Source organism: Allobosea sp. 05T439 (assembly GCF_056396005.1).
The window spans coordinates 232,445-256,503 of record NZ_JBFTKP010000001.1 but is presented as its reverse complement, the minus strand read 5'-3'; the positions used below and the strand labels follow the sequence as shown (position 1 = coordinate 256,503).

Genomic DNA, 24,059 nt, shown 5'->3' with positions numbered 1-24,059 from the left:
CGGGGTCGTCCCAGGGGGATGACCTCCGCCGTCCGGTTTGGTMCGCACGATCGTTCAAGACATTCAGCCGCCCGGGCCTGACAACATGCTGCTCATCCACCAGTGGAGGCGCAGCATGGAGGGGTTGTTCGGTTTCGTCCTTGCCGGGCTCGCACTCGCGGGCAGTCCCGGACCTGCCACATTGAGCCTGGCTGCAACCGGTGCTGCCTTCGGGGCCCGCGAGGGGCTCGTCTATGCTGCCGGCATCACCAGCGGTATGGCCGCGGTCATCGCGATCACCGCCAGCGGCATGGTCGGGATGCTGATGGCGCTGCCTGGCGTAGCGCCAGTGGTGACGGTCGCTGCGGCCGGGTATTTTCTCTATCTGGCCTATCGCATCGCCACTGCGCCGCCCCTGAGCGAGGCGAGCGAACGCGGCGAGCKACCGTCCTTCGCAGCAGGTGCCCTGCTGTCGCTCGTCAACCCGAAGGGCTATGCGGCGATGGCGGCGCTGTTCTCCGGTTTTGTCCTGTTGCGCGAGCGGGTTGCCGCCGATGCGCTGGTGAAGGCGGCGGTGCTGATGGCGATCATCGCCGCGGTCAATCTGCTCTGGCTCGCCACGGGAGCGGCGCTGACCCGCTGTTTTCGTCGGCCGCGGCTGAATCGGGCCATCAATATCGTCTTCGCGGTCCTGCTGATTGCGTCGGTCGCATTTGCGCTGGTGCGTTGAGGCTCGCCCATAGGCAAATGCGGCCGGTCGACTGCAGGTTCAGGCCCCGCCATGGGGCCGTGTGGACGGTGGTGCGGCCAAGCGCACGGTCGTGTTGAGCGGGCCAAGGACCCGCCCGTCGGCGGAATGCAGTTCGAGGCGCCCGACGGGCTGCCCGGTTTCGTTGTCGATGAGTGCGGAATGGGGCTCGCCCGGCTCGTAGCACTGGTCCTCCCCCCATTGCCGCAATCCAGCAACGACGACGAACAGGCCGCGGCCCTTCTGCGTCAGCACATATTCCTGATAAGCGCTGCCATCCGAAGCGGGCGCGATCTCAAGAATGCCGAGTTCGACAAGATTGCGCAGCCGTGCGGCGAGGATGCCCTTGGCGACGCCGAGGCTCTTTTGGAATTCACCGAAGCGCCGCACGTCGCTGAACGCATCGCGAATGATCAGGAGAGACCACCAGTCGCCGATTGCGTCCAGGGCGCGGGCGACGGGGCAATCCGCATCCCTGAGGCTGGTGCGTTTGACCATCGGTTTCCGTCTCACTTCCCCGTGATGTCCGGTTCCAAAATAGGACTGGATTCAGCTACATGCAACATGGTTCTATTATAGAACCATGTTGCACGGGATAACCTAATGAAGCCTCTGAATTCAGCCACCCCCGCCATATCCCGGGTCGAGCCTCCCAGCGGCCGCAATGCCCCGGGACAGGAAGACGGAGCCAGCGCGCGCCAGGGCCTCTCCCACGCGGTAACGCTGCTCTTCGCCGTCGCCTGCGGCCTCAGCGTGGCAAATATTTATTATGCCCAGCCGCTGCTCGATGTGATGGCGCGCGATCTCGCGATCAGTCCGGCCGCGATCGGCGGCGTGGTGACGGTGACGCAAATTGGCTACGCGCTCGGGCTGGTCTTCATCGTGCCGCTTGGCGATCTGCTCGATCGTCGGCGGTTGATCGGCACGCAAGCGCTGCTCTCAGGCCTGGCACTGCTTGTCGTCGGCTTGGCCCCGAGCGCAGCCGTCCTGCTGGCGGGGATGGTGGCAGTTGGCCTGCTCGCAGTCGTCGTGCAGGTGCTCGTTGCCTTTGCGGCCAGCATGGCGGCAGACGAGGAGCGCGGGCGGACCGTGGGCAGGATCACGAGCGGGATCGTGATCGGCATTCTCCTGGCGCGGTTCGTTTCGGGAGTGCTCGCCGATATCGGGGGCTGGCGCCTGGTCTATCTGGCGTCGGCCGTGCTCTCCGTGCTGATGGCCTTCCTGTTGTTCCGGGTGCTGCCGAAGCATGAGCGCGCCGCGACGAGGATCTCCTATCCGGAGCTGCTCGCGTCCGTCGTCGACCTGTTCGTCAAGGAGCCGGTTCTGCGGGTACGAGCCGTGCTCGCCTTGTTGATCTTCGCCAGTTTCAGCGTGTTCTGGACGTCGCTGGTCCTGCCGCTCACCACCGCGCCTTTCTCCCTGTCCCATACCGAGATCGGGATGTTCGGTCTCGTCGGGCTGGCGGGGGCACTTGCTGCCGCCCGTGCCGGATCCCTCGCGGACCGAGGATTCGGTCAGCGCGTCACCGGTCTTTCGCTGGGCCTGCTGGTGCTGTCCTGGGTCCCGATCGCCTCGATGAGCGCATCGCTCTGGAACCTGATCATCGGCGTTGTCCTGCTCGATCTCGCGATCCAGGCCGTGCATATCACCAACCAGACCATGATCTTCGCGGTGCGGCCCGATGCCCGAAGCCGGCTCGTCGGCGGCTATATGGTCTTCTATTCGCTGGGCAGCGCGCTGGGCTCGATCGCCTCAACCATGGTCCATGCCCGCGCAGGCTGGACTGGCGTCTGCGTGCTGGGAGCCTCGATCAGCCTGTTGGCGCTGCTGTTCTGGGCGGCGACCCGGCGGCACGAGCCCGCAGAGATCCGGGCCGAATGAACCGAAGAGCCCGTACCAAACCCCGCTTGGTGCGCCGGGCTTGAGTTGGCCGTCCATGACGCCGCATAATGGTTCGGCATTGCGGGCTCATGCCCGCTCTAACGCGCGGTGAACATGCCTTGATCTCTCCCGAAGACCTGCGCCGCATCGCTGCCTGGTCGCGCGACCTGAAGCCGGAAGAATTTGAGGAAGCGCGACGCGGAATCAGCCTGAAATCCTACGGGAAGGGCAACTACATCTGTCATGTCGGCGACCGGCTCGAATCCTGGACCGGTGTCGCCGAGGGGCTGGTGAAGATGAGCACCACCTCGAAGGAGGGCAAATCCGCGACGCTGGCCGGCCTGCGTGCCGGGGCCTGGTTCGGGGAAGGCACGGTGATCAAGGCTGAGCTGCGTCGTTATGATCTGGTGGCGCTACGCGACACCCAGCTCGCGCTGATGCGGCGCTCGACCTTCCTCTGGCTGTTCGAACACAGTGCGGCGTTCAATCGCTTCCTCGTCCATCAGTTCAACGAGCGGCTCGGCCAGTTCATCGCACTGGCGGAGACCGAGCGGATGCTGGACTCGACCGCCCGTCTCGCCCGCAATCTTGCCTGGCTGTTCAACCCGATCCTGTATCCCGGCCAGAGCCTGACACTCGCGATTTCGCAGGAAGAGCTCGGCCTGCTCGCCGGCATGTCGCGGCAGATGGCCAATCAGGGGCTTGCTAAGCTTGCAGACCTCGGTCTGCTCGAGGTCGGCCACGGCGCGGTGACCGTGCTCGATCTGGATCGGCTCGCGCGTTACGATGGTTAGGAGCACAAACCATCCAGCATGCCTGATCACTCTCGGCCGAGGCGTTCGAATGCCTGTTTCAAGGGAGCGTCCGAGATCCGGATGAAGCCGAGATAGGGATGGTCCATGTCGATGATCAGCACCAGCGCTCCGGTCACCGACAAGGCGCAGACGAACAAAGTCGCCATAACCGTTCCATTGCCCGGGGCCAACAGACCGAACGAGGCGAAGAGCAAGGCGAGCCAGAACACGAGGATGGCCAGGAATGCGCCGGGAAATCCTCCCACTTCCGTTTCGGCGCGCATCCATCGCGCCTCCGCAATCTGTCCGCTGAGTTGAAGGGCGCGCGCCTGGAGCCAGCGCTGGGAGTCAGTTTGTGGCGACAGGTTTCGTAGCGCCCCCTGGACCGTTTCGATATCCAGACCGTCGTCGAGCGACCGTTCGCTGCCGGCATCGCTCAACCTGATCTCGAGAAGCTTGTGGAGCGTTTCCCGCGTTTCCCTCGTCTCCTGGCCGTACTGCGCCATGACGCGGTCGAGCAGGAGTACGCGCGCCGCCGTTGTTCTCAAGCCCGTCCCTGCCTCGTCGAATGATCGTTTCGCTGAGGCGATCAAGAGGCCAAGCGCGAGCGCCGAGAGCGTTCCAACGACTGCCGTCGCAAGCTTGATGGCGTCCCGGGACTCCGGACTCAGGTGATGTTCCGGCAGGCGTGCGCGCAAAAACATCCCGATCAAGGCCGCGCCGAACACGCACAGAAAGGCTATGCAGCCGATGACGTAAGGATCCATGGAGCGGCGCCTGGTTGGTGGCTGCCTTGCGGTGTCGTTTTTCAGAACATCGAAGAAGACAGCTCAGTCAATTCGCGCAACTCCTAGGAATAGGAGTGGCCGGCTGGATCTGGCAGGTCCCGAATTCAGGCTTGCCGAAGTCTCCAGAACGGCAAGGATTCACGCTCTCGCACACTTCGGCGGGACAATAGGGACCAAATAACAAGTTGTCTGTCAAGTGCCTCCTTGCGAAGATGTGTCGGGCCTGCAAGGCTTGCATGAACAAAGAGGTCGGAACCGGCCCGGAAAGAAGGCTGCTGCAATGTACGGCGGCCGGACAGGGAGAACGCAACCGTGGCAAGCGCAACCGCCGGCCAGGCGGATACCTTTCCGAAATTGCTGATGCGCAATGCGCGTGAGCGCGGCAGCCGCACGGCATACCGGCACAAGGATCTCGGCATCTGGCAATCCTGGAACTGGGCCGAGATGGCCGAGCAGGTTCGTGCCTATGCCAAGGGATTGCAGGAACTCGGTCTCAAGCGCGGCGAGAAGGTCGCGATCATCGGCTACAACCGGCCACGCCTCTACTGGTCGATGTGCGCGGCGCAGTGGCTCGGCGCCATTCCGGTGCCAGTCTATGCCGATTCCGTCGCTGACGAGATGGCCTATGTGCTCGACCATGCCGAGGCGGTCTTCGCCTGCGTCCAGGATCAGGAGCAGGTCGACAAGGTGCTCTCGATCGCCGACCGCCTGCCGCGCCTGAGGAACATGCTCTACGACGAGTCGCGTGGCCTGCGTGATTACGACCATGCCAAGCTGCACGACATTGGTCGCGTGATCGAGGCCGGGGCCAAGGCCCTGAAGGCGAATTCAGCAGCGTCGGCCGGGCTCGACCGCGAGATGGAGGCCGGGACCGGCTCGGACCTCGCTGTCATCCTCTACACCTCGGGTACCACCGGCCGCCCCAAGGGCGTGATGCTCAGCCATTACAACGTCATCACGGCGGCCGAGATCGGCTGCCAGTTCGACGGGCTGAACGAGGAAGACGAGGTCATCGCCTATCTGCCGATCGCCTGKGTCGGCGACCACGTCTTCTCCTATGCGCAGGCGATCGTCGCCGGCTTCTGCGTCAACTGCCCGGAAGGGCCGGAGACGGTGATCGATGATCGCCGCGAGGTCGGCACGACCTACGCTTTCGCGCCGCCGCGGGTCTTCGAGAACATGCTGACCATCACCATGGTGCGCATGGAGGATGCCGGGCCGTTGATGCGCAAGATGTTCCATTTCTTCCTCGGCGTGGCGAAGAAGCATGGTGAGAAGATCCTGAACGGCGAACCGGTCCCGCTCGGAGCGCGGCTGCTCTACAAGCTCGGCGACGCGTTGATCTACGCTCCGCTGCGCAATCGTTTCGGCCTGACCAGCATCAAGGTCGGCTACACCGCCGGCGAGGCGATCGGCCCCGAGATCTTCCGCTTCTACCGGTCKATCGGCGTCAACCTGAAGCAGCTCTACGGCCAGACCGAGGCCGGGGTCTACATCACCATGCAGCCCAATGGCGAAATCCGGGCCGACACCGTCGGCCGCCCGGCGCCGCTGGTCGAGATCAAACTCGATGAGAATGGCGAGGTCCTCTACCGGTCGCCCTCCATCTTCGGCGGCTATTACAAGGATCCGGAGAAGACGGCAGAGACGATGACCGCGGATGGTTATGTCCGTTCCGGCGATGCCGGTTTCTTCGACGAGACCGGCCATCTCAAAATCATCGACCGGGCCAAGGATGTCGGGAAGCTCAATTCCGGCGAGCTGTTCCCGCCGAAATACATCGAGAACAAGCTCAAGTTCTATCCGAACATCAAGGAGGCGGTCGCTTTCGGCCAAGGCCGCGACTACGCGACGGTTGCGCTCAATATCGACCTGACGGCCGTCGGCAACTGGGCCGAGCGCAACAACGTCGTCTATGCCTCCTATCAGGAACTGGCCGGCCACGATCTCGTCTACGGCATGATCGCCAAACATATCGACGAGGTGAACAAGTCGCTGGCGTCCGAGCCGGCGATGGGCGGAGCCCAGGTCAAGCGCTTCCTGATCCTGCACAAGGAACTCGACGCCGACGATKGCGAGCTGACGCGGACTCAGAAGGTCCGGCGCGGCTTCATCGCCGAACGCTACGCGCCCCTGGTGAACGCGCTCTATGACGGCTCGAGTGAGGCCGACATTTCTACCGAAGTCACCTTCGAGGATGGCCGCAAGGGCGTGATTTCCGCACGGGTCAAGGTGCGTGACGCCAAGACCTACCCGGCAACGGCGCCCGAGCGACCTGGCGCGGCGAGGGCAGCATGAATGCGGAACCCATGAACGTCACCGGCACGCCGATCCCCGCCAAGAAGGGCGAGATCCTGCTCTCGGTCGAGAATGTCTCGCTGCGCTTCGGCGGCGTGAAGGCCATCTCCGGCGTCTCCTTCGACATCCGCAAGGGCGAGGTGCGCGCCATCATCGGCCCCAACGGGGCCGGCAAGACCTCGATGCTGAATTGCATCAATGGTTTCTATCATCCGCAGGAAGGCCAGATCACCTACAAGGGCGTGCGCCGCACCAGGATGAAGCCGCATCAGGCGGCTGCGGCCGGCATCGCGCGGACCTTCCAGAACGTCGCGCTGTTCAAGGGCATGTCGACGCTCGACAACATCATGACCGGGCGCACGCTGAAGATGCGGCGCGGCTTCTTCTGGCAGGCCTTGCGACAGGGGCCGGCGATGGCCGAGGAGATCGAGCACCGCAAGGTGGTCGAGGACATCATCGACTTCCTGCAGATCGAGCACATCCGCAAGCTGCCGGTCGGCAAGCTGCCCTACGGGCTGCAGAAGCGTGTCGAGTTGGGCCGCGCGCTGGCGATGGAGCCGGAACTCCTGCTGCTCGACGAGCCGATGGCCGGCATGAACCTCGAGGAGAAGGAGGACATGTGCCGCTTCATCCTCGACGTGAACAACCAGTTCGGCACGACGATCGCGCTGATCGAGCACGACATGGGCGTGGTCATGGACCTGTCCGACCGTGTCGTCGTGCTCGAATACGGCCGCAAGATCGCCGACGGCACTCCCGACGAGGTCAAACAGGATCAGAAGGTAATCGATGCCTATCTCGGCGTGGCGCATTGAGGGAGGCATCAATGCTGCACGGATCCGAGACGCGGAGTTCGAAGGGGATGCCAGCTGATGTCGGGATCATCGAAGCTTCCACTTGCGACCCCGAGCGTCGCCGTCCTGTGCGCGGGGCCTGTCGGCCTTGCCCGGATCTGGAGACGGCCATGACGCGATCGCCAACCAAGGACATCCAGCCATGAGCGAAGTCGCTGCGCGGCCTGCGCCCAACCTGCTCAGCAATGGCTGGATCAAGACCGGCCTCATTCTTGTGGGCATCATCCTTGCCGCGATCGTCGGTGCACAGCTCGATTCCTCCGGCACGCTGCACAAGGTGTTGATCGACCCGTTCCAGCAAATGGTTTCGGCTCCGGACCTGCTGGTTCAGACGATCTGGGAAGGGCTCGTTTCGGGCGTGCTCTATGCGCTGATCGCGCTCGGCTTCGTGCTGATCTTCAAGGCATCGGGCGTCTTCAACTTCGCCCAGGGCATCATGGTCGTCTTTGCGGCGCTAACGCTGGTCGGCCTGCATGAGAAGGGCGTACCGGCGTTCCTGGCCGTCATCCTGACGCTCGGCGTGATGTTCCTGCTCGCCTTCACCATCGAGCGGGTGGTGCTGCGTCCGCTGGTCAACCAGCCCGACATCATCCTGTTCATGGCGACTTTCGGCATCACCTATTTCCTGATCGGGTTCGGCGAGGCCGTCTTCGGCGGCAACCCGAAGCAGATGATCACGAGCGAACTCTACCTGCCGAAGGGGGCGATCGACGCGAAGATCCTCGGCGGCTTCGTCTCCTTCCAGAAGATCGATATCGCGGCCGCGATCATCGCCTCGATCATGATCGCGGCGCTGGCCGTGTTCTTCCAATACACCCGCATCGGCCGGGCGCTGCGTGCGGTCGCCGACAGCCACAAGGCGGCGCTCTCGGTCGGTATCTCGCTGAACCAGATCTGGGTCATCGTCTGGTTCACCGCCGGCATTGTCGCACTGATCACCGGCATCATGTGGGGGGCGCGTTCGGACGTGTCCTTCGCGCTGGAGATCGTGGCGCTGAAAGCGCTGCCGGTGCTGATCCTCGGCGGCTTCACCTCGATCCCGGGCGCCATTGTCGGCGGGCTGATCATCGGCATCGGCGAGAAGCTCGGCGAGTTCTACTGGGGGCCGCTGATCGGCGGCGGCATCGAGAGCTGGCTCGCCTATTTCATCGCGCTCGGCTTCCTGCTGTTCCGGCCGCAGGGCCTGTTCGGCGACAAGATCATCGAACKAATTTGAAGGGCTGAAACCGTGTTCTATCGCGAAGCCGGCCAATACAAGAGCACCTATGCCGCCGACATGGCCGTGTTCCCGCTCCGTCAGGACCGGATCGGCATTGCGGTCATCCTCGCCATCGCCTTCATCGGCATCCCGTTGATCGGCAACGATTTCTTCATCGCGACGGTGATGATTCCGTTCCTGGTTTTCTCACTAGCGGCGATCGGGCTCAACATCCTCACGGGCTATACCGGGCTGATCTCGCTCGGCACGGCTGCCTTCATGGGTGTGGGCGCCTATGCCTGCTACAAGCTGACGACCCTCTTTCCAGGCGTGAACATCATCGTCCTGATCCTGGTCTCCGGCCTGTTTTCGGCCGCGATCGGCGTGCTGTTTGGGCTGCCCTCACTGCGCATCAAGGGCTTCTATCTCGCGGTCGCGACGCTTGCCGCGCAGTTCTTCCTGCAATGGGCCTTCGTGCGCGTGCCGTGGCTGTTCAACTACAATGCGTCTGGGGCCATCGAGGTGCCGCTGCGCAGCCTGTTCGGCGTGCCGGTCACGGGTGCCTCGGCCTCGGCGGAAACGCGCTACTTCGTCTGCCTCGGTCTTGTCGTCGTCCTGACCTGGTTCGCCTCGAACCTCGTGCACGGCAGGCTCGGCCGCTCCTGGATGGCGGTGCGCGACATGGATATCGCGGCCGAACTGATGGGTATCAAGCTGCTGAACGCCAAGCTGCTCGCCTTCGCAGTGTCGTCCTTCTATGCCGGCGTCGCCGGCGCGATGATGATCTTCCTCTGGTATGGCGGCGGCGAAGCCGCGGACGTCTTCAACATCCGCCTGTCATTCAACATTCTGTTCATGGTGATCATCGGGGGCCTGGGCTCGCTGATCGGCTCCTTCTTCGGCGCGGCTTTCATCGCGAGCCTGCCGACCATCCTCAAATTCGGCCTGCCGGCGCTCGGCGTGCCGCTCTCGGGCGCGGCGGCCGAGCATGTCACCTTCATGCTGGTCGGCGCCCTGATCATCATCTTCCTGATCGTCGAGCCGCATGGCCTGGCGCGGCTCTGGCAGATCACGAAGCAGAAGTTGCGGACGTGGCCCTTCCCCTATTGAGGCGCGTGCCTCGGCCGGGAGGGCCCAAGAATACGACCCGCCGCCATCGTCAAGCGGAGGGCAGGAGACAACGGGCAGGCCGTGAAAAGGTCGCCCGATGCAACCACGGAGGGAACAGATGAAGAAGACTGGTTTGATGAAGGGCGCGGCGCTCGGCGCGCTGCTCGCGGCGGGAGCGGTGATCGCTCCGGTGGCGGCGCAGGACAGCGTCTATTTCGCCAACAATGCCTATCGCACCGGACCGTTCTCGGGCTCCGGCATCCCGATCGGCGACGGCATGCGCGACTATATCGCGATGATCAACGAGCGCGACGGCGGCGTGAACGGCGTCAAGGTCATCTATGAGGAATGCGAGACCGGCTACGACACCAAGAAGTCGATCGAGTGCTACGAGCAGGCGAAGTCGAAGAACACGATCGTCTACAGCCCGTGGTCGACCGGCGCGACGCTGGCTGCGATCCCGCGTGCCCATATCGACAAGATCCCGATCCTGTCGATGGCCTATGGCCTGTCTGCTTCGGCCGAAGGCTCGACCTTCCCCTGGGTTTTCATCCCGCCCTTCACCTATTGGGATGGCGCCTCGGTCATGGTCAAGCACATGGCCAATGAGTTCGGCGGCATGGACAAGCTCAAGGGCAAGAAGCTCGGCCTGATCCATCTGGATGCGCCCTTCGGCAAGGAGCCGATCCCGGTTCTTGAGAACCTCGCCAAGAAATACGGCTTCGAGCTCAAGCTGTATCCGGTCGCTGCAGCCGACATGCAGAACCAGGGCTCGCTCTGGCTCTCGATCCGGCGTGACCGCCCGGACTACCTCTACAACCAGGGCTGGGGCGCGATGAACCCGACGGCCGTGAAGGAGGCCATCAAGAACGGCTTCCCGATCAACAAGCTGGTCGGCGTCTGGTGGGCCGGCGGCGACGATGATGCGCGGGCCGGCGGGGCCGAGGCAAAGGGCTACAAGTCGCTCAACTTCAATGCGGCGGGCACCAATTTCCCGGTCATCCAGGACATCATCAAACATGTCGTGGAGAAGGGTAAGAGCCTGGCGCCGAAGGAGAAGGTCGGCGAGAACCTCTATAACCGCGGCGTCTACAACTCGATGCTCGTGGTCGAGGCGATCCGCAACGCGCAGAAGCTCACCGGCAAGAAGGTGGTCAATGCCGAGGACATGCGCCGTGGTCTCGAGGGCCTCAACATCACCGAGGCCCGCCTGAAGGAAATCGGCATGGAGGGTTTCGGCACCCCGTCGACGATCTCCTGCAGCGACCATTCCGGCCATAGCAAGATGTATGTCGCCGAATGGGACGGCACCAAGTGGACCAAGGGTTCGGACTGGATCGAGCCGCTGAAGGACGAGGTGCGTCCGCTGATCGAGGCCGCCGCCAAGGACTATGCCGAGAAGAACGCCGGCTGGCCGAAGCGGACCGAGTCCTGCGAGAAGTCGTCCTGATGTGAGCTCAGCCTTCTCCCCTCCGGGGGAGGAGGCACCTGCGAAGCAGACGGACGAGTGCGGCAGCGCCTGACCTCGTCCGTCCTTCACTCATCCGATCCGGCTGTGCCGGATCACCTTCTCCCCACAAGGAGAGGGAAGGAGCACGCAATGTCGACCGCCACCCTCGAGAAGCCCGCCCCCGCCGCTGCGACGGACACCATCCTGTCGCTGAACAATATCGAGGTGATCTATGATCACGTCATCCTGGTGCTCAAGGGCGTCTCCCTGCAGGTGCCGCGCAAGGGCATTGTCGCAATCCTCGGCGCCAATGGCGCGGGCAAGACGACGACGCTGAAGGCGATCTCGAACCTGCTCAAGGCCGAGCGCGGCGAGGTCACCAAGGGCTCGATCGTGTTCGATGGCGAGCGGGTCGATCGGATGTCGCCGAACGAACTCGTCCGGCGCGGCTGCATCCAGGTCATGGAAGGCCGCCATTGCTTCGGCCATCTCTCGATCGAGGAGAACCTGCTGACCGGCGCCTTCACCCGGCGCGACGGCAATGCCGCGATCAAGCGCGACCTCGAGAAGATCTATGAGCTGTTCCCGCGCCTGAAGCAGCGGCGCAACTCGCAGGCCGGCTATACCTCGGGTGGCGAGCAGCAGATGTGCGCGGTCGGCCGCGCCATGATGTCGAAGCCCAAGATGATCCTGCTCGATGAGCCGTCGATGGGGCTCGCGCCCCAGATCGTCGAGGAGATCTTMGAGATCGTCCGTCGCCTCAATGCGGAGGACGGCGTTTCCTTCCTCGTCGCCGAGCAGAACACCAACATGGCGCTGCGCTACGCAACCTATGGCTACATCATGGAGACGGGCCGTGTCGTCATGGACGGCGAGGCGCAGATGTTGCGCGAAAACGAGGACGTGAAGGAGTTCTATCTGGGCGTGGCCGAGGGCGACAAGAAATCGTTCCGCGACGTCAAGAGCTACAAGCGCCGCAAGCGCTGGCTTTCGTGATCCGGACAAGGCGGAAGCGGTCGGATGCTCTATCTCGTGCTCGCAGTGCTGCTGATCGCGCTGATCTTCGGGCCGCAGGCCTGGGTGCGCGGCCAGATGCGCAAGCATGCGGCCGCCCGGCCGGATCTGCCGGGAACCGGAGGCGAACTCGCCCGGCACCTGCTTGATCGATTCTCGCTTGATGCCGTCACGGTCGAGGCCTCCGCGGCGGGCGATCACTATGACCCCGGTGCGCGTGCGGTCAGGCTCTCGCCTGACAATCACGATGGGCGCTCGATCACGGCCGTCGCAGTGGCGGCGCATGAGGTCGGGCATGCCATCCAGCACGCGCAAGGCAGCTCGCTCTTTGCCTGGCGTACGGCGCTCGCGCGCTTCCTCGGCATCTTTGACAAGGTCGCGATGGCGATCCTGCTCACTGCGCCTCTGGTGATGGCCGTCACCCATGTTCCTGCGATCGGACTGATGCAGGCCGGCATCGCCATCGCAATGCTCGGCGTCGGTCTTGTCGTGCATCTCGTGACGCTGCCGCTGGAGTTCGACGCGAGCTTCGGCAAGGCGCTGCCGATCCTGTCCAGAGACGGCTATCTCGACGGGCGCGACTTACCGGCAGCGCGCGGCGTGCTGAGGGCGGCCGCCTTTACCTATGTGGCCGGCGCCCTCGTCGGTCTCCTCAATTTCCTGCGCATCCTGCGCATCATCCGCTGAGCCAAAGCTCCGCAAGGACAAAAGCGATGAGCGATCATCTCGACGATCTCGAAATCCGCACTTCCGACGCGCGCGAGGCCGATCTCTTCGCGAGGCTGAGGCCCGTGCTCGAGGCTGCCTTATCCGCGCCTGCCTATGCCGAGCGGCTGACGGGGCTCAACACGGCAGGGATCACCGATCGCAATGCGCTGTCGCGGCTGCCGGTGCTCCGCAAGGCCGACCTGCCGGCACTGCACAGGGGCACCCCGCCCTTCGGCGGTTTCGTGCCGGCATCGCCTGGGTCCTTTGGCCGGTTGTTCACCTCGCCCGGCCCGATTTTCGAGCCCGAGGGCACGGGAGTTGATCCCTGGGGTGCGGCGCGCGGGCTCTTTGCGGCCGGTTTCCGTCGCGGCGATATCGTCATCAATACTTTCAGCTATCACCTGACGCCGGGCGGATTCATCATGGATTCGGCCGCACGTGCGCTTGGATGCGCCGTGATACCGGCCGGCCCGGGCAATACCGAGCAGCAGATGGAGGTGATCTCGGCCTATCGGCCGCAGGCCTATGCCGGCACGCCGGATTTCCTGAAGATCCTGATCGAGGCCGCCGAGGCGCGTGGCGTCGATATCTCCTGCATCAAGCGCGCGGTGGTGTCGGGGGCTGCCTTCCCGCCCTCGCTGCAGGCTTGGGTCAAGGAGCGCGGCATCGATGCCTATCAGCTCTATGCCACCGCCGATATCGGCGTCATCGCCTATGAGACGTCGGCGCGCGAAGGCATGCTTCTGAACGAGAACCTGATCGTCGAGATCGTGCGGCCGGGTACGGGCGATCCTGTGGCCGAAGGCGAGGTTGGCGAGATCGTCGTCACCAATCTCGATCCGCATCACCCGCAGATCAGGCTGGCCGTCGGGGATCTCACGGCTGTGCTGCCGGGCGCGAGCGCGTGCGGCCGGAGCAATACGCGCATCAAGGGCTGGATGGGGCGCGCCGACCAGACCGCCAAAATCAAGGGCATGTTCGTGCGGCCAGAGCAGGTCGCCGAGATCGCCAGGCGGCACGCGGAGATCGCCAAGCTCAGGCTGGTCATCGGCCGCGCCGACGAGCTCGACACGATGACGCTCAAGGCCGAGATCTATGCCGAGCCCGCCGGACTTGTCGATGCGATGTCCTCGACCCTGCAGCAGGTGACAAAGCTCAAGGGAGCGGTGGAGATCCTGCCGCTCGGGGCATTGCCCAATGACGGGAAGGTCATCGCTGACGAGCGGCCGGTGGGATAGGAATGGCGCCGGGTCCACGATCCCCGTCCGCCGACGCGACGGTCCGTGCTTCCAGTGTCTGCGTGCAGGATAGGCTGTGCTCCGCTTCCCGCAGCCATGCCGGTCGGCTCGGGAGGTTGAAGCGATCCAACGGCGTCGCGCCCGTCACCAGGCGATCGGCGCCTCGCCCTTCGCGACCAGCCATTCATTCGCCCGGCTGAACGGCTTCGACCCGAAGAAGCCTCGCCGTGCCGAAAGCGGCGATGGATGCGCGCTGGCGATCACGTGGTGCCGGCGCTCGTCGATCAGGCCGCGCTTGGCCTGGGCCGGAGCACCCCAGAGCAGGAAAACGACATGCGGGCGCGAGGTAGAGACGGCGGTGATGATCCCGTCCGTCACCGCCCCCCAGCCGAGCGAGAGATGCGAGCCCGCCTTGCTCGCGCCTTCGCGCACCGTCAGGGCCGTGTTGAGCAACAGCACACCCTGCGAGGCCCAGGATGACAGGTCGCCGCTCACCGGTGCGGCCTGTCCGAGATCCTCCGTCCGCTCCTTGTAGATATTGACCAGCGAACGCGGCAGAGGCGGCGGGCCGACATAGGAGAAGGCAAGGCCATTGGCATGGCCGGGTGTCGGATAGGGGTCCTGGCCGAGCACGAATGCCCGCACTGTCTCGAATGGCGTTTCCGCCAGGGCTGCGAGCAGCCGTTCAGGTGCGGGCGCCACGACATGCCCGGCCGCGCGCTCGGCATCGGCAGCCGCGGCCGCCCGCTCTGCAGCGCCTCCAGGACGGAAGACAGCGAGTTCGCGCCAGTCCTTGCTTGCCCGACTTGCCAGAAAGCGCGTCAGCGCCGCCGCATAACCGCTCACTTCAGGACGGCTCGTCCCTCGACCTTTGCGTCGACGGTGCCGAGTCGGCGCAGATAGACCATGACCTCGTTCGCCATGAGCTTGCCGTCGGTCAGGCCGAGCAACGTCCGGCCGCGGCCGAGCGCAGTGTAGCCATCGCCGCCTTCCAGCATGAAATTGTTGGAGGCGACCGTGTACTTGCCGGTGGGCTCGATCGGTTTGCCGTCGACGGTGACAGCTGTGACGCGCGAGCCCTGCGGCTGCTTGAGATCGGCCTCGAAGCTGAGACCCGAGACCACAGGGAAACGCCCCGCGCCTTGCGGTGCGTCCCTCAGCCCGTTCTCGATCGCGTCCTTCACGTCCTTGCCGGTAATCTCGACCATCACGGTGGCGTTGCCGAAGGGCAGCTCGCTCAGCACGTCGCGCCGGGTGACCTTGTGGCCAGCGGCGTATTGCTTGTTGGCTCGGATGCCGCCGGCATTGGTGATGGCGAGTTGGGCGCCGGTTGCAGCGCGGATCGCATCGGCGATCAGGTTGCCGATCGCGGTTTCCTGCGTGCGGATCATGCTGGTGCGGGAATCGAGCGGGGCGGTGAGCGTCGCGATTTCGATGTCGAGTTCCTTCGACAGCTCGCTCTCGTAGCCCTTGACGATCGCGGCAACCTCCGGATCGGGCGTCGCAGCGCGGGAATCGTTGACGCGAAATGTCGGCGTCCACTCGACACGGCGATTGGCGCCCTCGCCGGTCACCTTCGCGGCGATATCGATGGCGGTGACGTAATTGCCCTCCTCGTTCGATTCCACCATCACGACCTTGCCGTCATAGGCGATGGCGAGATCATGGTCGTGCCCGGTGAGCAGGATGTCGACGACACGCGAGCGCACGATCGTCAAATCCGTGGCGCGGTCGGCATGGACGACACCGACGAGGATATCGGCGCCCTGCGACTTCAACGCCCGCGCCTCGCGCCGCAAGGCCTCCATGGTCGAGGAGAATTTCAGGTCGCCGGGATTGGAGAGCTGCGGCGTCGGATCATAGGTCGTGCCGATGACGCCGACCTTGAGGCCGCCAAGCTCGAAGATCTGCGAGTCTTTGTGGCCGGGCAGCGCGTTGCCGGCGGCGTCACGCAGGTTCGCGGCAAAGGTCGGGTAGGTCTGGGCGGCGGTGAGCTTGAGGTAATTGTCCTTGCCGAAGTCGAACTCGTGGTTGCCGGGCACGAAGACGTCGATGCCCATCTTGTTCTGCATCGTGACGATATGGGCGCCCTGGTCGAAGCCCGACATCAGGGAGGGGGAGTAGCAGTCGCCCGCGTGGCAGAAGAGCACCGGCACGCCGCGAGCCCGTTCGGCCTTGGCGATACCCGAGGCACGGGCGAAGCCGCCGCGGCCCTTGTCGTCGCTCATCTTGTAGATGTCGTTGAGCAGCAGCAGCGTGAAGGCAGGGGCCGGAGCTTGCGCCCTGGCAACCGGCGCGGTGGCGGCAAGCGCGGCCGGGGCGGCAAGGACGCCGAGAGCGCGGCGACGGGTCAGCTTGGTCATGGAGCAAGGCCCTGTTGAGAAGAATTCCAGATTAGCAAACCGCGTGCCGCTGACCAGCGGAAACGGTTAGCCGATTATGCAGGGGTGCCGATGTCGCACCCCGGGCCTTCGCGGCTGGACGAATGCTCTAACTCGTCTAAATCACGAAGAAACGAAAGTCCGGGATCGATGACAGTCAAGACCAAGCCCGCCGCCGGCCCACTCCCCGTGAAGCTGCCCTCCGACCATCGGCCGTTGCGTGGCTCGCGCATCGGCGTGCTGCTGATGAATCTCGGTACCCCGGAAGGCCCGGGTTACTGGCCGATGCGGGCCTATCTCAAGGAATTCCTGTCCGACCGGAGGGTGATCGAGACCTCGCGCTGGGTCTGGTGGCCGCTGCTCAACCTCATCATCCTGACGACGCGGCCGGGCCGGAAGGGCAAGGACTATGCCTCGATCTGGAACAAGGAGCGCGATGAGGGGCCGCTGAAGACGATCACGCGCTCGCAGACCGAGCAGCTCGCGGAGCGGCTGAAATCCTATGCCGGCGAGCGCATCGTCTTCGACTGGGCGATGCGTTACGGCTTTCCCGATGTGAAAAGCCGGTTGAAGGCGCTGCAGGACCAGGGTTGCGACCGCATCCTGATGGTGCCGCTCTATCCGCAATATGCGGCGCCGACCTCGGCAACCGCCTGCGATCAGGCTTTTAGGGCGCTGATGCAGATGCGCTGGCAGCCCGCGGTCAGGGTCGCGCCGCCCTACCATGACGATCCCGTCTATATCGCGGCGCTTGCCGCCTCGATGCGCGCCTCGCTCGCCAAGCTCGATTTCGACCCGGACGTGATCCTCTGCTCGTTCCACGGCATGCCGAAGGAATATCTGCTCAAGGGCGATCCTTATTACTGCCAGTGCGTCAAGACCTGGCGGCTGCTGCGCGACGAACTCGGCCTGCCGGAAGAGCGCTTCCGCCTGACCTTCCAGTCACGCTTCGGGCCGGATGAGTGGCTGCAGCCCTATACCGACGAGACCGTGAAGGCGCTGGCCGAAGCAGGCACGAAATCGCTCGCCATCGTTGCGCCGGGCTTCTCGGCGGACTGCCTGGAAACCCTGGAAGAGCTCGATGTCGAGAACCGCGAGATCTTCCTGCACAATGGCGGCAAGCAGTTCGCCTATTTACCGTGCCTGAACGATTCCGACGAGGGGATCAGGGTGCTCGAGGCCGTCGTGCGCCGCGAGCTGATGGGCTGGGTGTAGCGATTTCGCGCACCGGCTGCGGCAGCCGTTGCGGCCGCACCGCAGAAGCCTAACCGGCCACGAACCGGCTGACGCTTTCGACCACTGCCTTCGCCTGCAGGATGCGGCGGTGGCCGAGCCCCTTCACGGGCTCGAGCGTGACGCCGGGCCCGGCTGCGGCCAAGGCCTCGGCATGGTGAAAACCCAGTTCCCGATCGTCGCGGCAATGGATCACCAGCGTCGGCTTGGCGATCGCTGCGAGCTGGTCACGACCCTCGAAGGCCTCGACCGGGTTGCCGGCAACGACATGGATGCGTCGTTCCAGCGCCGCCTGGCCGCGCCGGCCGAGACCGATCGTCGTGCCGAACTGGCGGGTGATCTCGGTGATCGAGGAGGGGGCGGCGATCAGCGCCAGCCGGTTCGCCGTGACGGCCGGCTGCCCCGGTACGGTGCGGGCGAGCGCAGCCATGGCGATCGCTCCACCGAAGGAATGAGTCACGATGGCGTGGACCGGTGCGAAGGCGCGCGCGACGGCAGCGAGGCTGGCGACACCGAGCGGAATATTGAGCTCGCTGCCCGTCGAGTCGCCATGGGCGGGCAGATCATAGGCGACGACACGGAAGCCGGCCGCGGTCAGCGGCGCGACGAAGGCGGTCATGAAGGCCGCCTCGCTGGTCCAGCCATGCAGGAGGATCACGGACGGCGAAGGGGAACCGGACGGCTTCTGCCCCTTCGGCTCGAAGAGATAGGCGGTGACCGAGCCACAGGGGTAGGGAATGGCGTGGCGTGTCGCGCCGGCCAGCCGTTCGGATGCGGCTTTTGTGGCCGCCTTTCGTTTCGCGGTTCCCTGTTGCCGCCGTGGCGGCGTACAAAAGGCCTTGAAGGCTGCCCGGCCGTCTTCGGCGCAACGAAGCTGGAGAGGCGGATGAGCGGTCGAATGATACGGAGTGCTGAACCGGCCATGGTGCGACCTCTAGTTCGTTCAATGCTGAACAAATATGTTCAACCATGAACAAAAAGCAAGAGCCGATTTCGGCGAACTCCGACATGGCTCAGCCTGAGGACAGGCAGGTGCTGCCCTGGGAACTGCCGCGCTTCCATAACTGGATCGCGGTCGCGCGCGTGCACGCGCTCTGGAAGAAGGTGTTCAGCGAGGCGCTTGCGCCGCTCGGCATTCAGCTCGCGCATTATGACGTTCTTGCGAATGTCTTCCATGTGCCGGGCCTGACCCAGCAGGCGCTGGCGGAGAAGCTGCTCGTCGGCCGCAGCGCGATGAGCATGCTGCTGCCGGAGCTGGAGCGGCGCGAGCTGATCGAGCGTCGTGGCGACGAGGCTGACCGCCGCGTGCGCCGGCTCTGGCTGACGCCGGAAGGCGAGGTGCTGACGCGCAAGGCGATGGCGATCCATGTCCAGCGCATCGAGGCGATGATGCTCGTGCTCAGCGACGATGAATGCGCGATGGTCGGCGAGTTGATGCGGCGGGTCTCAAAGGCCTTGGAAGGCTGAGCGATGCAGCCCCCGCTTGCACATGGTCGTCGCAATCGTCAGGTTGCGTGCATCGGGGCCTCGGGCCCCTTTTGAACGCTGGAGCATGAAACTCCAGAGCGTGACCGGCGGACTGGCGGAGCCAAATGAATCAGATCTTCAGTTTCGACATCGTTGTCGTGATTCTGGTGCTGCTCGTCATCCTGACGATCGCGCTGGGGGTTCGCACCGTTCCGCAGGGCTATAATTATACGATCGAACGCTTCGGCCGCTATTCGCGTACGCTCGGGGCGGGCCTCGGCCTGATCGTGCCCTATATCGACCGGGTCGGCCACAAGGTGAATGTCATGGAGCAGGTGCTCGACATTCCGAGCCAGGAGGCGATCACCAAGGACAATGCCGGCGTCCGGATCGACGCTGCCGCCTTCTATCAGGTGCTCGACGCAGCCAAGGCCTGCTATGAGGTTTCGTCGCTCGATCAGGCCCTGATGGTGCTGACCATGACCAATATCCGCACCGTCGTCGGCTCAATGGATCTCGACCAGTTGCTGTCGCATCGCGACGAGATCAACGAGCGGTTGCTGCGGGTCATGGATGCCGCGGCTTCGCCCTGGGGCGTCAAGGTCACCCGCATCGAGATCCGGGACATCCTGCCGCCCGCGGATATCGCCGGCGCGATGAACCGGCAGATGAAGGCCGAGCGTGAGAAGCGCGCGGCGGTGCTGGAGGCGGAAGGCCTGCGGCAGGCCGAGATCCTCAAGGCGGAAGGGCAGAAGCAATCGCAGATCCTTGCAGCCGAGGGCCGCAAGGAAGCGGCGTTGCGCGATGCCGAGGCACGCGAACGGCTGGCCCAGGCCGAAGCGGCAGCGACAGCCATGGTCAGCGAGGCGATCAGCCGTGGTGATATCCAGGCCGCGAATTTCCTGATCGCCGAGCGCTATACCGATGCGCTCAAGGCCATCGCCAGCGCGCCAAACAGCAAGGTGGTGATCGTGCCGATCGAAGCAGCGGCGCTGGCCGGCACGGTCGGCGGCATCGCACAGCTCACGCGCGCGGTTTTTGGCGAGGACGCGATCGAGGCGCGCCGCACCGGCTCGGTTCCCGCCTCCGGCCGGACGAGCGCCTGAGGGTACGACGATGCTGGACTGGTTTGGATCGATCGGGGGCTGGGGCTGGGTCGGGATCGGCCTCGTCCTGATTGGCGGCGAGTTGCTGGCACCCGGTGTCTTCCTGATCTGGCTCGGCCTTGCTGCGCTGCTGACCGGGCTCGTGGTTGGGCTGACCGGGGTGGGCTGGCAAGGCGCGGCGCTGATCTTCGCGGCTTTGTCGGTCGCCAGTGTCCTTGCGGGCCGGGCCCTGACCCGGCGCAAGTCGGATGAACCGGATGCGGCGCAGGGTCTGAACGACCGCGGGCGGCAGCTGATCGGCAAGGTCTTCAGGCTCGATGCCACCATGACCGGTGGCGAGGGCCGCATCCGCGTCGGCGATTCCTCCTGGCGAATCACCGGGCCCGATCTGCTGGCTGGCTCCGAAGTGCGGGTCGTGCGCGTCGACGGTGCGACGCTGGTGGTCGAGAAAGCCTGAACGTTGCGCCGCCAGTTCATCTCGCTGATGCGAAATCGGGCTGCCCATATCGATGCGCGGGGTCTATAGGGAACTCCCGCCGCAAGCGAAGCGCACCATGCCAGACCAGACCGAACGCCTGTCGCTGCCAAAGGACCGGATCCGTGTCCTGCTGCTCGAAGGCATCAATGATTCCGCTGCCGATCTGATGGTCCAGGCCGGTTACACCAACATGATCCGCCTGCCCAAGGCACTCGATCACGATGAGCTACTCAAGGCTGTCGAGAAGGTGCATGTGCTCGGCATCCGTTCGCGTTCGCAGCTCACGGCCGACGTTTTCGAGCGCGCAAGCCGCCTCTTTGCCGTCGGCTGCTTCTCGGTTGGAACCAATCAGGTCGACCTGCAGGCCGCCCGCGCGCGTGGCGTCCCCGTTTTCAATGCGCCGTTCTCGAATACCCGCAGCGTCGCCGAGCTCACCATTGGCGAGATCGTCATGCTGCTGCGGCGCATCCCCGACCGGTCGCGTTCGGCGCATGACGGCGGCTGGGACAAGTCGGCCAATGGCAGCTTCGAGGTGCGCGGCAAGACGCTCGGGATCATCGGCTACGGCAATATCGGCAGCCAGCTCTCGACACTGGCCGAGGCGATGGGCATGCGGGTGCTCTATTTCGACCACACCGACCGGCTGCGTCACGGCAATACCGAACCCGTCGACAGCCTGAAGCACTTGCTCGCCTCCTGCGACGTGGTCTCGCTGCATGTGCCGGAGACGCCCGCGACCCATGGCATGATCGGCAAGGCCGAGATCGCCGCGATGCGCAAGGGCAGCTATCTCATCAACAATTCGCGCGGCACCGTCGTCGATCTCGATGCGCTGGCCGAGGCGCTGGGCAGCGGCCATCTTGCGGGGGCCGCCGTCGATGTGTTCCCGAAGGAGCCTGCCTCGAACAGCGAGCGCTTCGTCTCGCCGCTGCAGGGCCTGCCCAATGTCATCCTGACGCCGCATGTCGGAGGCTCGACGGAGGAGGCACAGGAGCGCATCGGTGCCGAGGTGGCGCGCAAGCTGGTCGATTATTCCGATATCGGTTCGACTGTCGGCGCGGTGAACTTCCCGCAGGTGCAACTGGCGCCGCGTCCGATCGGGACGCGCTTCATCCATGTCCAGCGCAACGAGCCCGGCATGCTGCGGCGGCTGAACGACATCTTCGCCCGGCGCGAGGTCAATATCTCCGCCCAGAACTACCAGACCGATGGCGAGATCGGCTATGTCGTGATGGAGGCCGACCGCATCGGTGCCGATGCGGACGCCATCCTGGCCGAGATCAGGGCGCTCGACGGCACGATCCGGGCGCGGTTGCTCTACGAGAGGCAGTGAGCGGGTAACCCGCTCACGCCGTCGTCTTCAGCCCGACGATGCCGACGAGCACCAGCGCGATCCAGAAGAGACGGGCGATCGTGGCCGGCTCGCCGAAGACGAGGATGCCGACGAGCACCGAGCCGAGCGCGCCGATGCCTGTCCAGACCGCATAGGCCGTGCCGAGCGGCAGCACGTCCAGCGCCTTGATCAGAAGCACGACGAAGACGACCAGAAGCAGCACCGAGACAAGCGCCCAGTGCAGGTCGCGAAAGCCGTCGGCCTTCTTCATGCTGAGCGCCCAGGCGACATCGACGATGCCGGAGACGACGAGGGCGATCCAGGCCCAGCCCGTTGTCATGACGCACTCGTGAGCCGTTCCGTGCCAATTCCCACCGCGACTGCAAAGCTGGCGGCGATCTCTTCAAGACGGGCATGCGCATGCGCGCGGCCTTCAGCGACCTCCTGATCGGGACCGATCGTGGGCCCCTGGCCGACCACGATGGCGTCGCTGAGGCCAATGAAGCCGAGTGCTGCCTTGAGATAGGGCGTCGCAAGATCGGGCCGACCCCGGCTCGGCCCTTCGCTATAGTCGCCAGCGCTTGCGAGGATGGCGAGCGTCGGGCGCGACCTCAGCAGCGGCGTGTATCCCGTCGCAGGATCGAAGGAGAAGCTCAGCCCCGGCTGGGTGACGAGGTCGATCCAGTGCTTGAGCTTGTAGGGGATACCGAAATTCCACATCGGCGTCGCGATCAGCACGAGATCGGCTCCGGCGAGACGGGCGATCATTCCCTCGATGACCCGCCAGGCCGCCTGTTCCGGGGCGTTGAGATCGCGCCTGGCGAGGCGGGCATATTTCGCCCCCAGCATGGCGCCGCCGAATTCCGGCAGCTCCGCGGCCCAGAGGTCGAGCGTCTCGACCGAGAGTGTGGGCAGCCTTGCCTGGAGGGCGGCAAGGAAGTGCTGCGCGCTGGAAGACGAGGCCGAATCCGCCTTGCGCGGGGAAGCCTGGATGAAGAGCAGCCGTGTCATGTGACGCAAACCTCGTAACGTAGACGCTCCAAGCGGGAGCGCGACTGCATGAAAGGTGGATTGCGCTGATGCGACTTCAAATGCTTGATATGCGAAATGATTTCGCAAGAATGCGACGACGATGCTCACCCATGATGATCTCGCCCTGATCCTCGCGATCGCGCGCGCCGGCCGGATGAAGCAGGTGGCCGAGATGCTCCAGACCCATCCGGCGACGGCCTATCGCAGGCTCGAGGCGCTGGAGCGTCGGCTTGGCAATCCGCTCTTCGAACGCGGGGTGGACGGCTATGTCCCGACGGTGCTGGCGGAGGAGATCATCCAGCGCGCGGGCGATATCGAGCAGCGGCTGGATGAACTGAACCGGGCGGTCGCGGGCCGGGACAACCGCCTCCGCGGCACGCTGAAGGTCACGACGGCTGATACGCTGGCCTATATCGTCGCGCCGATCGTGCTCAGCTTCGCGGACGCGCATCCGCAGATGTCGGTTGAGCTGCAATTCTCCAATGCGATGGCCGATATGGCGCGCAACGAGGCCGATGTTGCCATCAGGCCGACGCATGCTCCGCCGGAAGCCCTGGTCGGGCAGCGGGCCGCGCGCTTCGGCTTTGCAGCCTATTCGGCGAATGACGACAGAGGTGTGCGAGACATGACCGAGCTTCTGGCGACTCGGCGATGGATCGGCCTTGCGCCGGCCCTGATGCATGCCCCGGCGGCGCGCTGGCTGCGTGATCACGTTCCGACGGAGCGTGTCGGTGCAAGCGTGGATTCGTTCTTCGCGGCGGCCGTTGCGGCGCGATCAGGGGCTCATGCGCTTTTGCCGAGCTATCTCGGCGACGAGCCATCGCTCGGACTGGCTCGCCTGAGCGAGCCGGTTCCCGAGCTTGCATCCGAGATCTGGGTTTTGACCCATCCCGATCTGCGTCATGCGGCGCGGGTCCGGGCCTTCACCCGGCACGCGGCGAAGGCATTGCGCGAGCGATTGGCCTGACG

Annotated in this window: 24 protein-coding genes; 17 read left to right on the top strand and 7 right to left on the bottom strand. The window is 64.8% G+C overall.

Annotation, left to right across the window (positions count from 1 at the left end; translation table 11 throughout):
- The first annotated feature begins 115 nt into the window (after positions 1-115).
- On the top strand, positions 116-709 hold the full coding sequence (locus tag AC1DIO_RS01130; protein ID WP_476853033.1) for a LysE family translocator: 594 nt from the start codon (positions 116-118) through the stop codon (positions 707-709).
- Positions 710-748: 39 nt separating this feature from the next.
- Here the strand turns inward: AC1DIO_RS01130 and AC1DIO_RS01125 are convergent, their stop codons facing one another.
- Positions 749-1,225 carry a winged helix-turn-helix transcriptional regulator gene (locus AC1DIO_RS01125; protein WP_441504319.1) on the bottom strand — a complete coding sequence of 159 codons (477 nt, stop codon included), beginning with the start codon at positions 1,223-1,225 and terminating at the stop codon, positions 749-751.
- A 105-nt stretch (positions 1,226-1,330) separates the two neighbouring features.
- Between AC1DIO_RS01125 and AC1DIO_RS01120 the strand changes: the two genes are divergently transcribed.
- Positions 1,331-2,608, top strand: coding sequence for an MFS transporter (locus AC1DIO_RS01120; RefSeq protein ID WP_476775354.1), 1,278 nt, complete (start codon positions 1,331-1,333; stop codon positions 2,606-2,608).
- 119 nt (positions 2,609-2,727) lie between these two features.
- Positions 2,728-3,402, top strand: coding sequence for a Crp/Fnr family transcriptional regulator (locus tag AC1DIO_RS01115; RefSeq protein WP_441487887.1), 675 nt, complete (start codon positions 2,728-2,730; stop codon positions 3,400-3,402).
- Positions 3,403-3,428: 26 nt separating this feature from the next.
- Here the strand turns inward: AC1DIO_RS01115 and AC1DIO_RS01110 are convergent, their stop codons facing one another.
- Entirely contained in the window at positions 3,429-4,169 is a 741-nt protein-coding gene (locus AC1DIO_RS01110; protein ID WP_441487888.1) for a bestrophin-like domain, read from the bottom strand.
- Between the two features lie 381 nt (positions 4,170-4,550).
- Here AC1DIO_RS01110 and AC1DIO_RS01105 point away from each other — a divergent pair, with 381 nt between their 5' ends.
- From AC1DIO_RS01105 to AC1DIO_RS01070, 8 genes are all read left to right on the top strand, one after another.
- Positions 4,551-6,488, top strand: a complete 1,938-nt coding sequence (locus AC1DIO_RS01105) for an AMP-dependent synthetase/ligase (RefSeq protein ID WP_476853080.1) — start codon at positions 4,551-4,553, stop codon at positions 6,486-6,488.
- Positions 6,485-7,303 carry an ABC transporter ATP-binding protein gene (locus AC1DIO_RS01100; protein WP_441487889.1) on the top strand — a complete coding sequence of 273 codons (819 nt, stop codon included), beginning with the start codon at positions 6,485-6,487 and terminating at the stop codon, positions 7,301-7,303. The genes AC1DIO_RS01105 and AC1DIO_RS01100 overlap by 4 nt, the downstream gene beginning before the upstream one ends.
- 340 nt (positions 7,304-7,643) lie before the next feature.
- Positions 7,644-8,558 (top strand): branched-chain amino acid ABC transporter permease, encoded by a 915-nt coding sequence (locus AC1DIO_RS01095; protein ID WP_476853079.1) that lies wholly within the window; start codon positions 7,644-7,646, stop codon positions 8,556-8,558.
- 12 nt (positions 8,559-8,570) lie between these two features.
- The gene (locus AC1DIO_RS01090) at positions 8,571-9,650 is read left to right on the top strand and encodes a branched-chain amino acid ABC transporter permease (protein WP_441504324.1); all 1,080 of its coding nucleotides are present in this window, start codon (positions 8,571-8,573) and stop codon (positions 9,648-9,650) included.
- Positions 9,651-9,768: 118 nt separating this feature from the next.
- The gene (locus AC1DIO_RS01085) at positions 9,769-11,100 is read left to right on the top strand and encodes an ABC transporter substrate-binding protein (protein ID WP_441487891.1); all 1,332 of its coding nucleotides are present in this window, start codon (positions 9,769-9,771) and stop codon (positions 11,098-11,100) included.
- A 150-nt stretch (positions 11,101-11,250) separates the two neighbouring features.
- Complete coding sequence (locus AC1DIO_RS01080; protein ID WP_476853032.1) at positions 11,251-12,096, top strand: ABC transporter ATP-binding protein; 846 nt, start codon at positions 11,251-11,253, stop codon at positions 12,094-12,096.
- A gap of 24 nt (positions 12,097-12,120) precedes the next feature.
- Positions 12,121-12,801, top strand: coding sequence for a zinc metallopeptidase (locus tag AC1DIO_RS01075; protein ID WP_476853031.1), 681 nt, complete (start codon positions 12,121-12,123; stop codon positions 12,799-12,801).
- 26 nt (positions 12,802-12,827) lie between these two features.
- Positions 12,828-14,060, top strand: coding sequence for a phenylacetate--CoA ligase family protein (locus AC1DIO_RS01070; protein WP_476853030.1), 1,233 nt, complete (start codon positions 12,828-12,830; stop codon positions 14,058-14,060).
- Positions 14,061-14,204: 144 nt separating this feature from the next.
- Here the strand turns inward: AC1DIO_RS01070 and ung are convergent, their stop codons facing one another.
- Both ung and AC1DIO_RS01060 read right to left on the bottom strand, forming a co-directional pair.
- Entirely contained in the window at positions 14,205-14,906 is a 702-nt protein-coding gene (gene ung, locus AC1DIO_RS01065) for a uracil-DNA glycosylase (protein ID WP_476853029.1), read from the bottom strand.
- Positions 14,903-16,423 (bottom strand): bifunctional metallophosphatase/5'-nucleotidase, encoded by a 1,521-nt coding sequence (locus AC1DIO_RS01060; protein ID WP_476853028.1) that lies wholly within the window; start codon positions 16,421-16,423, stop codon positions 14,903-14,905. Before AC1DIO_RS01060 ends, ung begins: the two co-directional genes overlap by 4 nt.
- A gap of 168 nt (positions 16,424-16,591) precedes the next feature.
- Here AC1DIO_RS01060 and hemH point away from each other — a divergent pair, with 168 nt between their 5' ends.
- A complete protein-coding gene (gene hemH, locus AC1DIO_RS01055) occupies positions 16,592-17,656 on the top strand; it encodes a ferrochelatase (protein ID WP_476853027.1) in 1,065 nt (354 codons plus the stop codon).
- A gap of 49 nt (positions 17,657-17,705) precedes the next feature.
- On the opposite strand, the gene AC1DIO_RS01050 is transcribed toward hemH, so the two are convergent.
- Complete coding sequence (locus AC1DIO_RS01050; RefSeq protein WP_476853078.1) at positions 17,706-18,413, bottom strand: alpha/beta fold hydrolase; 708 nt, start codon at positions 18,411-18,413, stop codon at positions 17,706-17,708.
- A gap of 269 nt (positions 18,414-18,682) precedes the next feature.
- Between AC1DIO_RS01050 and AC1DIO_RS01045 the strand changes: the two genes are divergently transcribed.
- From AC1DIO_RS01045 to serA, 4 genes are all read left to right on the top strand, one after another.
- On the top strand, positions 18,683-19,141 hold the full coding sequence (locus tag AC1DIO_RS01045) for a MarR family winged helix-turn-helix transcriptional regulator (RefSeq protein ID WP_441487898.1): 459 nt from the start codon (positions 18,683-18,685) through the stop codon (positions 19,139-19,141).
- 125 nt (positions 19,142-19,266) lie between these two features.
- Positions 19,267-20,247, top strand: a complete 981-nt coding sequence (locus AC1DIO_RS01040; RefSeq protein ID WP_441487899.1) for an SPFH domain-containing protein — start codon at positions 19,267-19,269, stop codon at positions 20,245-20,247.
- A 10-nt stretch (positions 20,248-20,257) separates the two neighbouring features.
- The gene (locus AC1DIO_RS01035) at positions 20,258-20,704 is read left to right on the top strand and encodes an NfeD family protein (protein WP_476853026.1); all 447 of its coding nucleotides are present in this window, start codon (positions 20,258-20,260) and stop codon (positions 20,702-20,704) included.
- Positions 20,705-20,801: 97 nt separating this feature from the next.
- Positions 20,802-22,058 carry a phosphoglycerate dehydrogenase gene (serA, locus tag AC1DIO_RS01030; protein WP_476853025.1) on the top strand — a complete coding sequence of 419 codons (1,257 nt, stop codon included), beginning with the start codon at positions 20,802-20,804 and terminating at the stop codon, positions 22,056-22,058.
- A gap of 13 nt (positions 22,059-22,071) precedes the next feature.
- Here the strand turns inward: serA and AC1DIO_RS01025 are convergent, their stop codons facing one another.
- On the bottom strand, positions 22,072-22,398 hold the full coding sequence (locus AC1DIO_RS01025) for a DMT family transporter (RefSeq protein WP_441487902.1): 327 nt from the start codon (positions 22,396-22,398) through the stop codon (positions 22,072-22,074).
- A complete protein-coding gene (locus tag AC1DIO_RS01020; protein ID WP_476853024.1) occupies positions 22,395-23,069 on the bottom strand; it encodes an FMN-dependent NADH-azoreductase in 675 nt (224 codons plus the stop codon). The genes AC1DIO_RS01025 and AC1DIO_RS01020 overlap by 4 nt, the downstream gene beginning before the upstream one ends.
- A 121-nt stretch (positions 23,070-23,190) precedes the next feature.
- Between AC1DIO_RS01020 and AC1DIO_RS01015 the strand changes: the two genes are divergently transcribed.
- Complete coding sequence (locus AC1DIO_RS01015; protein WP_476853023.1) at positions 23,191-24,057, top strand: LysR family transcriptional regulator; 867 nt, start codon at positions 23,191-23,193, stop codon at positions 24,055-24,057.
- Positions 24,058-24,059 lie beyond the last annotated feature (2 nt).

Coding starts and splice junctions, on each gene's coding strand:
- AC1DIO_RS01125 (WP_441504319.1), bottom strand. CDS start 1,225: ATGGTCAAACGCACCAGCCTCAGGGATGCGGATTGCCCCGTCGCCCGC.
- AC1DIO_RS01120 (WP_476775354.1), top strand. CDS start 1,331: ATGAAGCCTCTGAATTCAGCCACCCCCGCCATATCCCGGGTCGAGCCT.
- AC1DIO_RS01110 (WP_441487888.1), bottom strand. CDS start 4,169: ATGGATCCTTACGTCATCGGCTGCATAGCCTTTCTGTGCGTGTTCGGC.
- AC1DIO_RS01100 (WP_441487889.1), top strand. CDS start 6,485: ATGAATGCGGAACCCATGAACGTCACCGGCACGCCGATCCCCGCCAAG.
- AC1DIO_RS01085 (WP_441487891.1), top strand. CDS start 9,769: ATGAAGAAGACTGGTTTGATGAAGGGCGCGGCGCTCGGCGCGCTGCTC.
- AC1DIO_RS01075 (WP_476853031.1), top strand. CDS start 12,121: ATGCTCTATCTCGTGCTCGCAGTGCTGCTGATCGCGCTGATCTTCGGG.
- AC1DIO_RS01070 (WP_476853030.1), top strand. CDS start 12,828: ATGAGCGATCATCTCGACGATCTCGAAATCCGCACTTCCGACGCGCGC.
- AC1DIO_RS01060 (WP_476853028.1), bottom strand. CDS start 16,423: ATGACCAAGCTGACCCGTCGCCGCGCTCTCGGCGTCCTTGCCGCCCCG.
- hemH (WP_476853027.1), top strand. CDS start 16,592: ATGACAGTCAAGACCAAGCCCGCCGCCGGCCCACTCCCCGTGAAGCTG.
- AC1DIO_RS01045 (WP_441487898.1), top strand. CDS start 18,683: ATGGCTCAGCCTGAGGACAGGCAGGTGCTGCCCTGGGAACTGCCGCGC.
- AC1DIO_RS01040 (WP_441487899.1), top strand. CDS start 19,267: ATGAATCAGATCTTCAGTTTCGACATCGTTGTCGTGATTCTGGTGCTG.
- AC1DIO_RS01035 (WP_476853026.1), top strand. CDS start 20,258: ATGCTGGACTGGTTTGGATCGATCGGGGGCTGGGGCTGGGTCGGGATC.
- serA (WP_476853025.1), top strand. CDS start 20,802: ATGCCAGACCAGACCGAACGCCTGTCGCTGCCAAAGGACCGGATCCGT.
- AC1DIO_RS01025 (WP_441487902.1), bottom strand. CDS start 22,398: ATGACAACGGGCTGGGCCTGGATCGCCCTCGTCGTCTCCGGCATCGTC.
- AC1DIO_RS01020 (WP_476853024.1), bottom strand. CDS start 23,069: ATGACACGGCTGCTCTTCATCCAGGCTTCCCCGCGCAAGGCGGATTCG.
- AC1DIO_RS01015 (WP_476853023.1), top strand. CDS start 23,191: ATGCTCACCCATGATGATCTCGCCCTGATCCTCGCGATCGCGCGCGCC.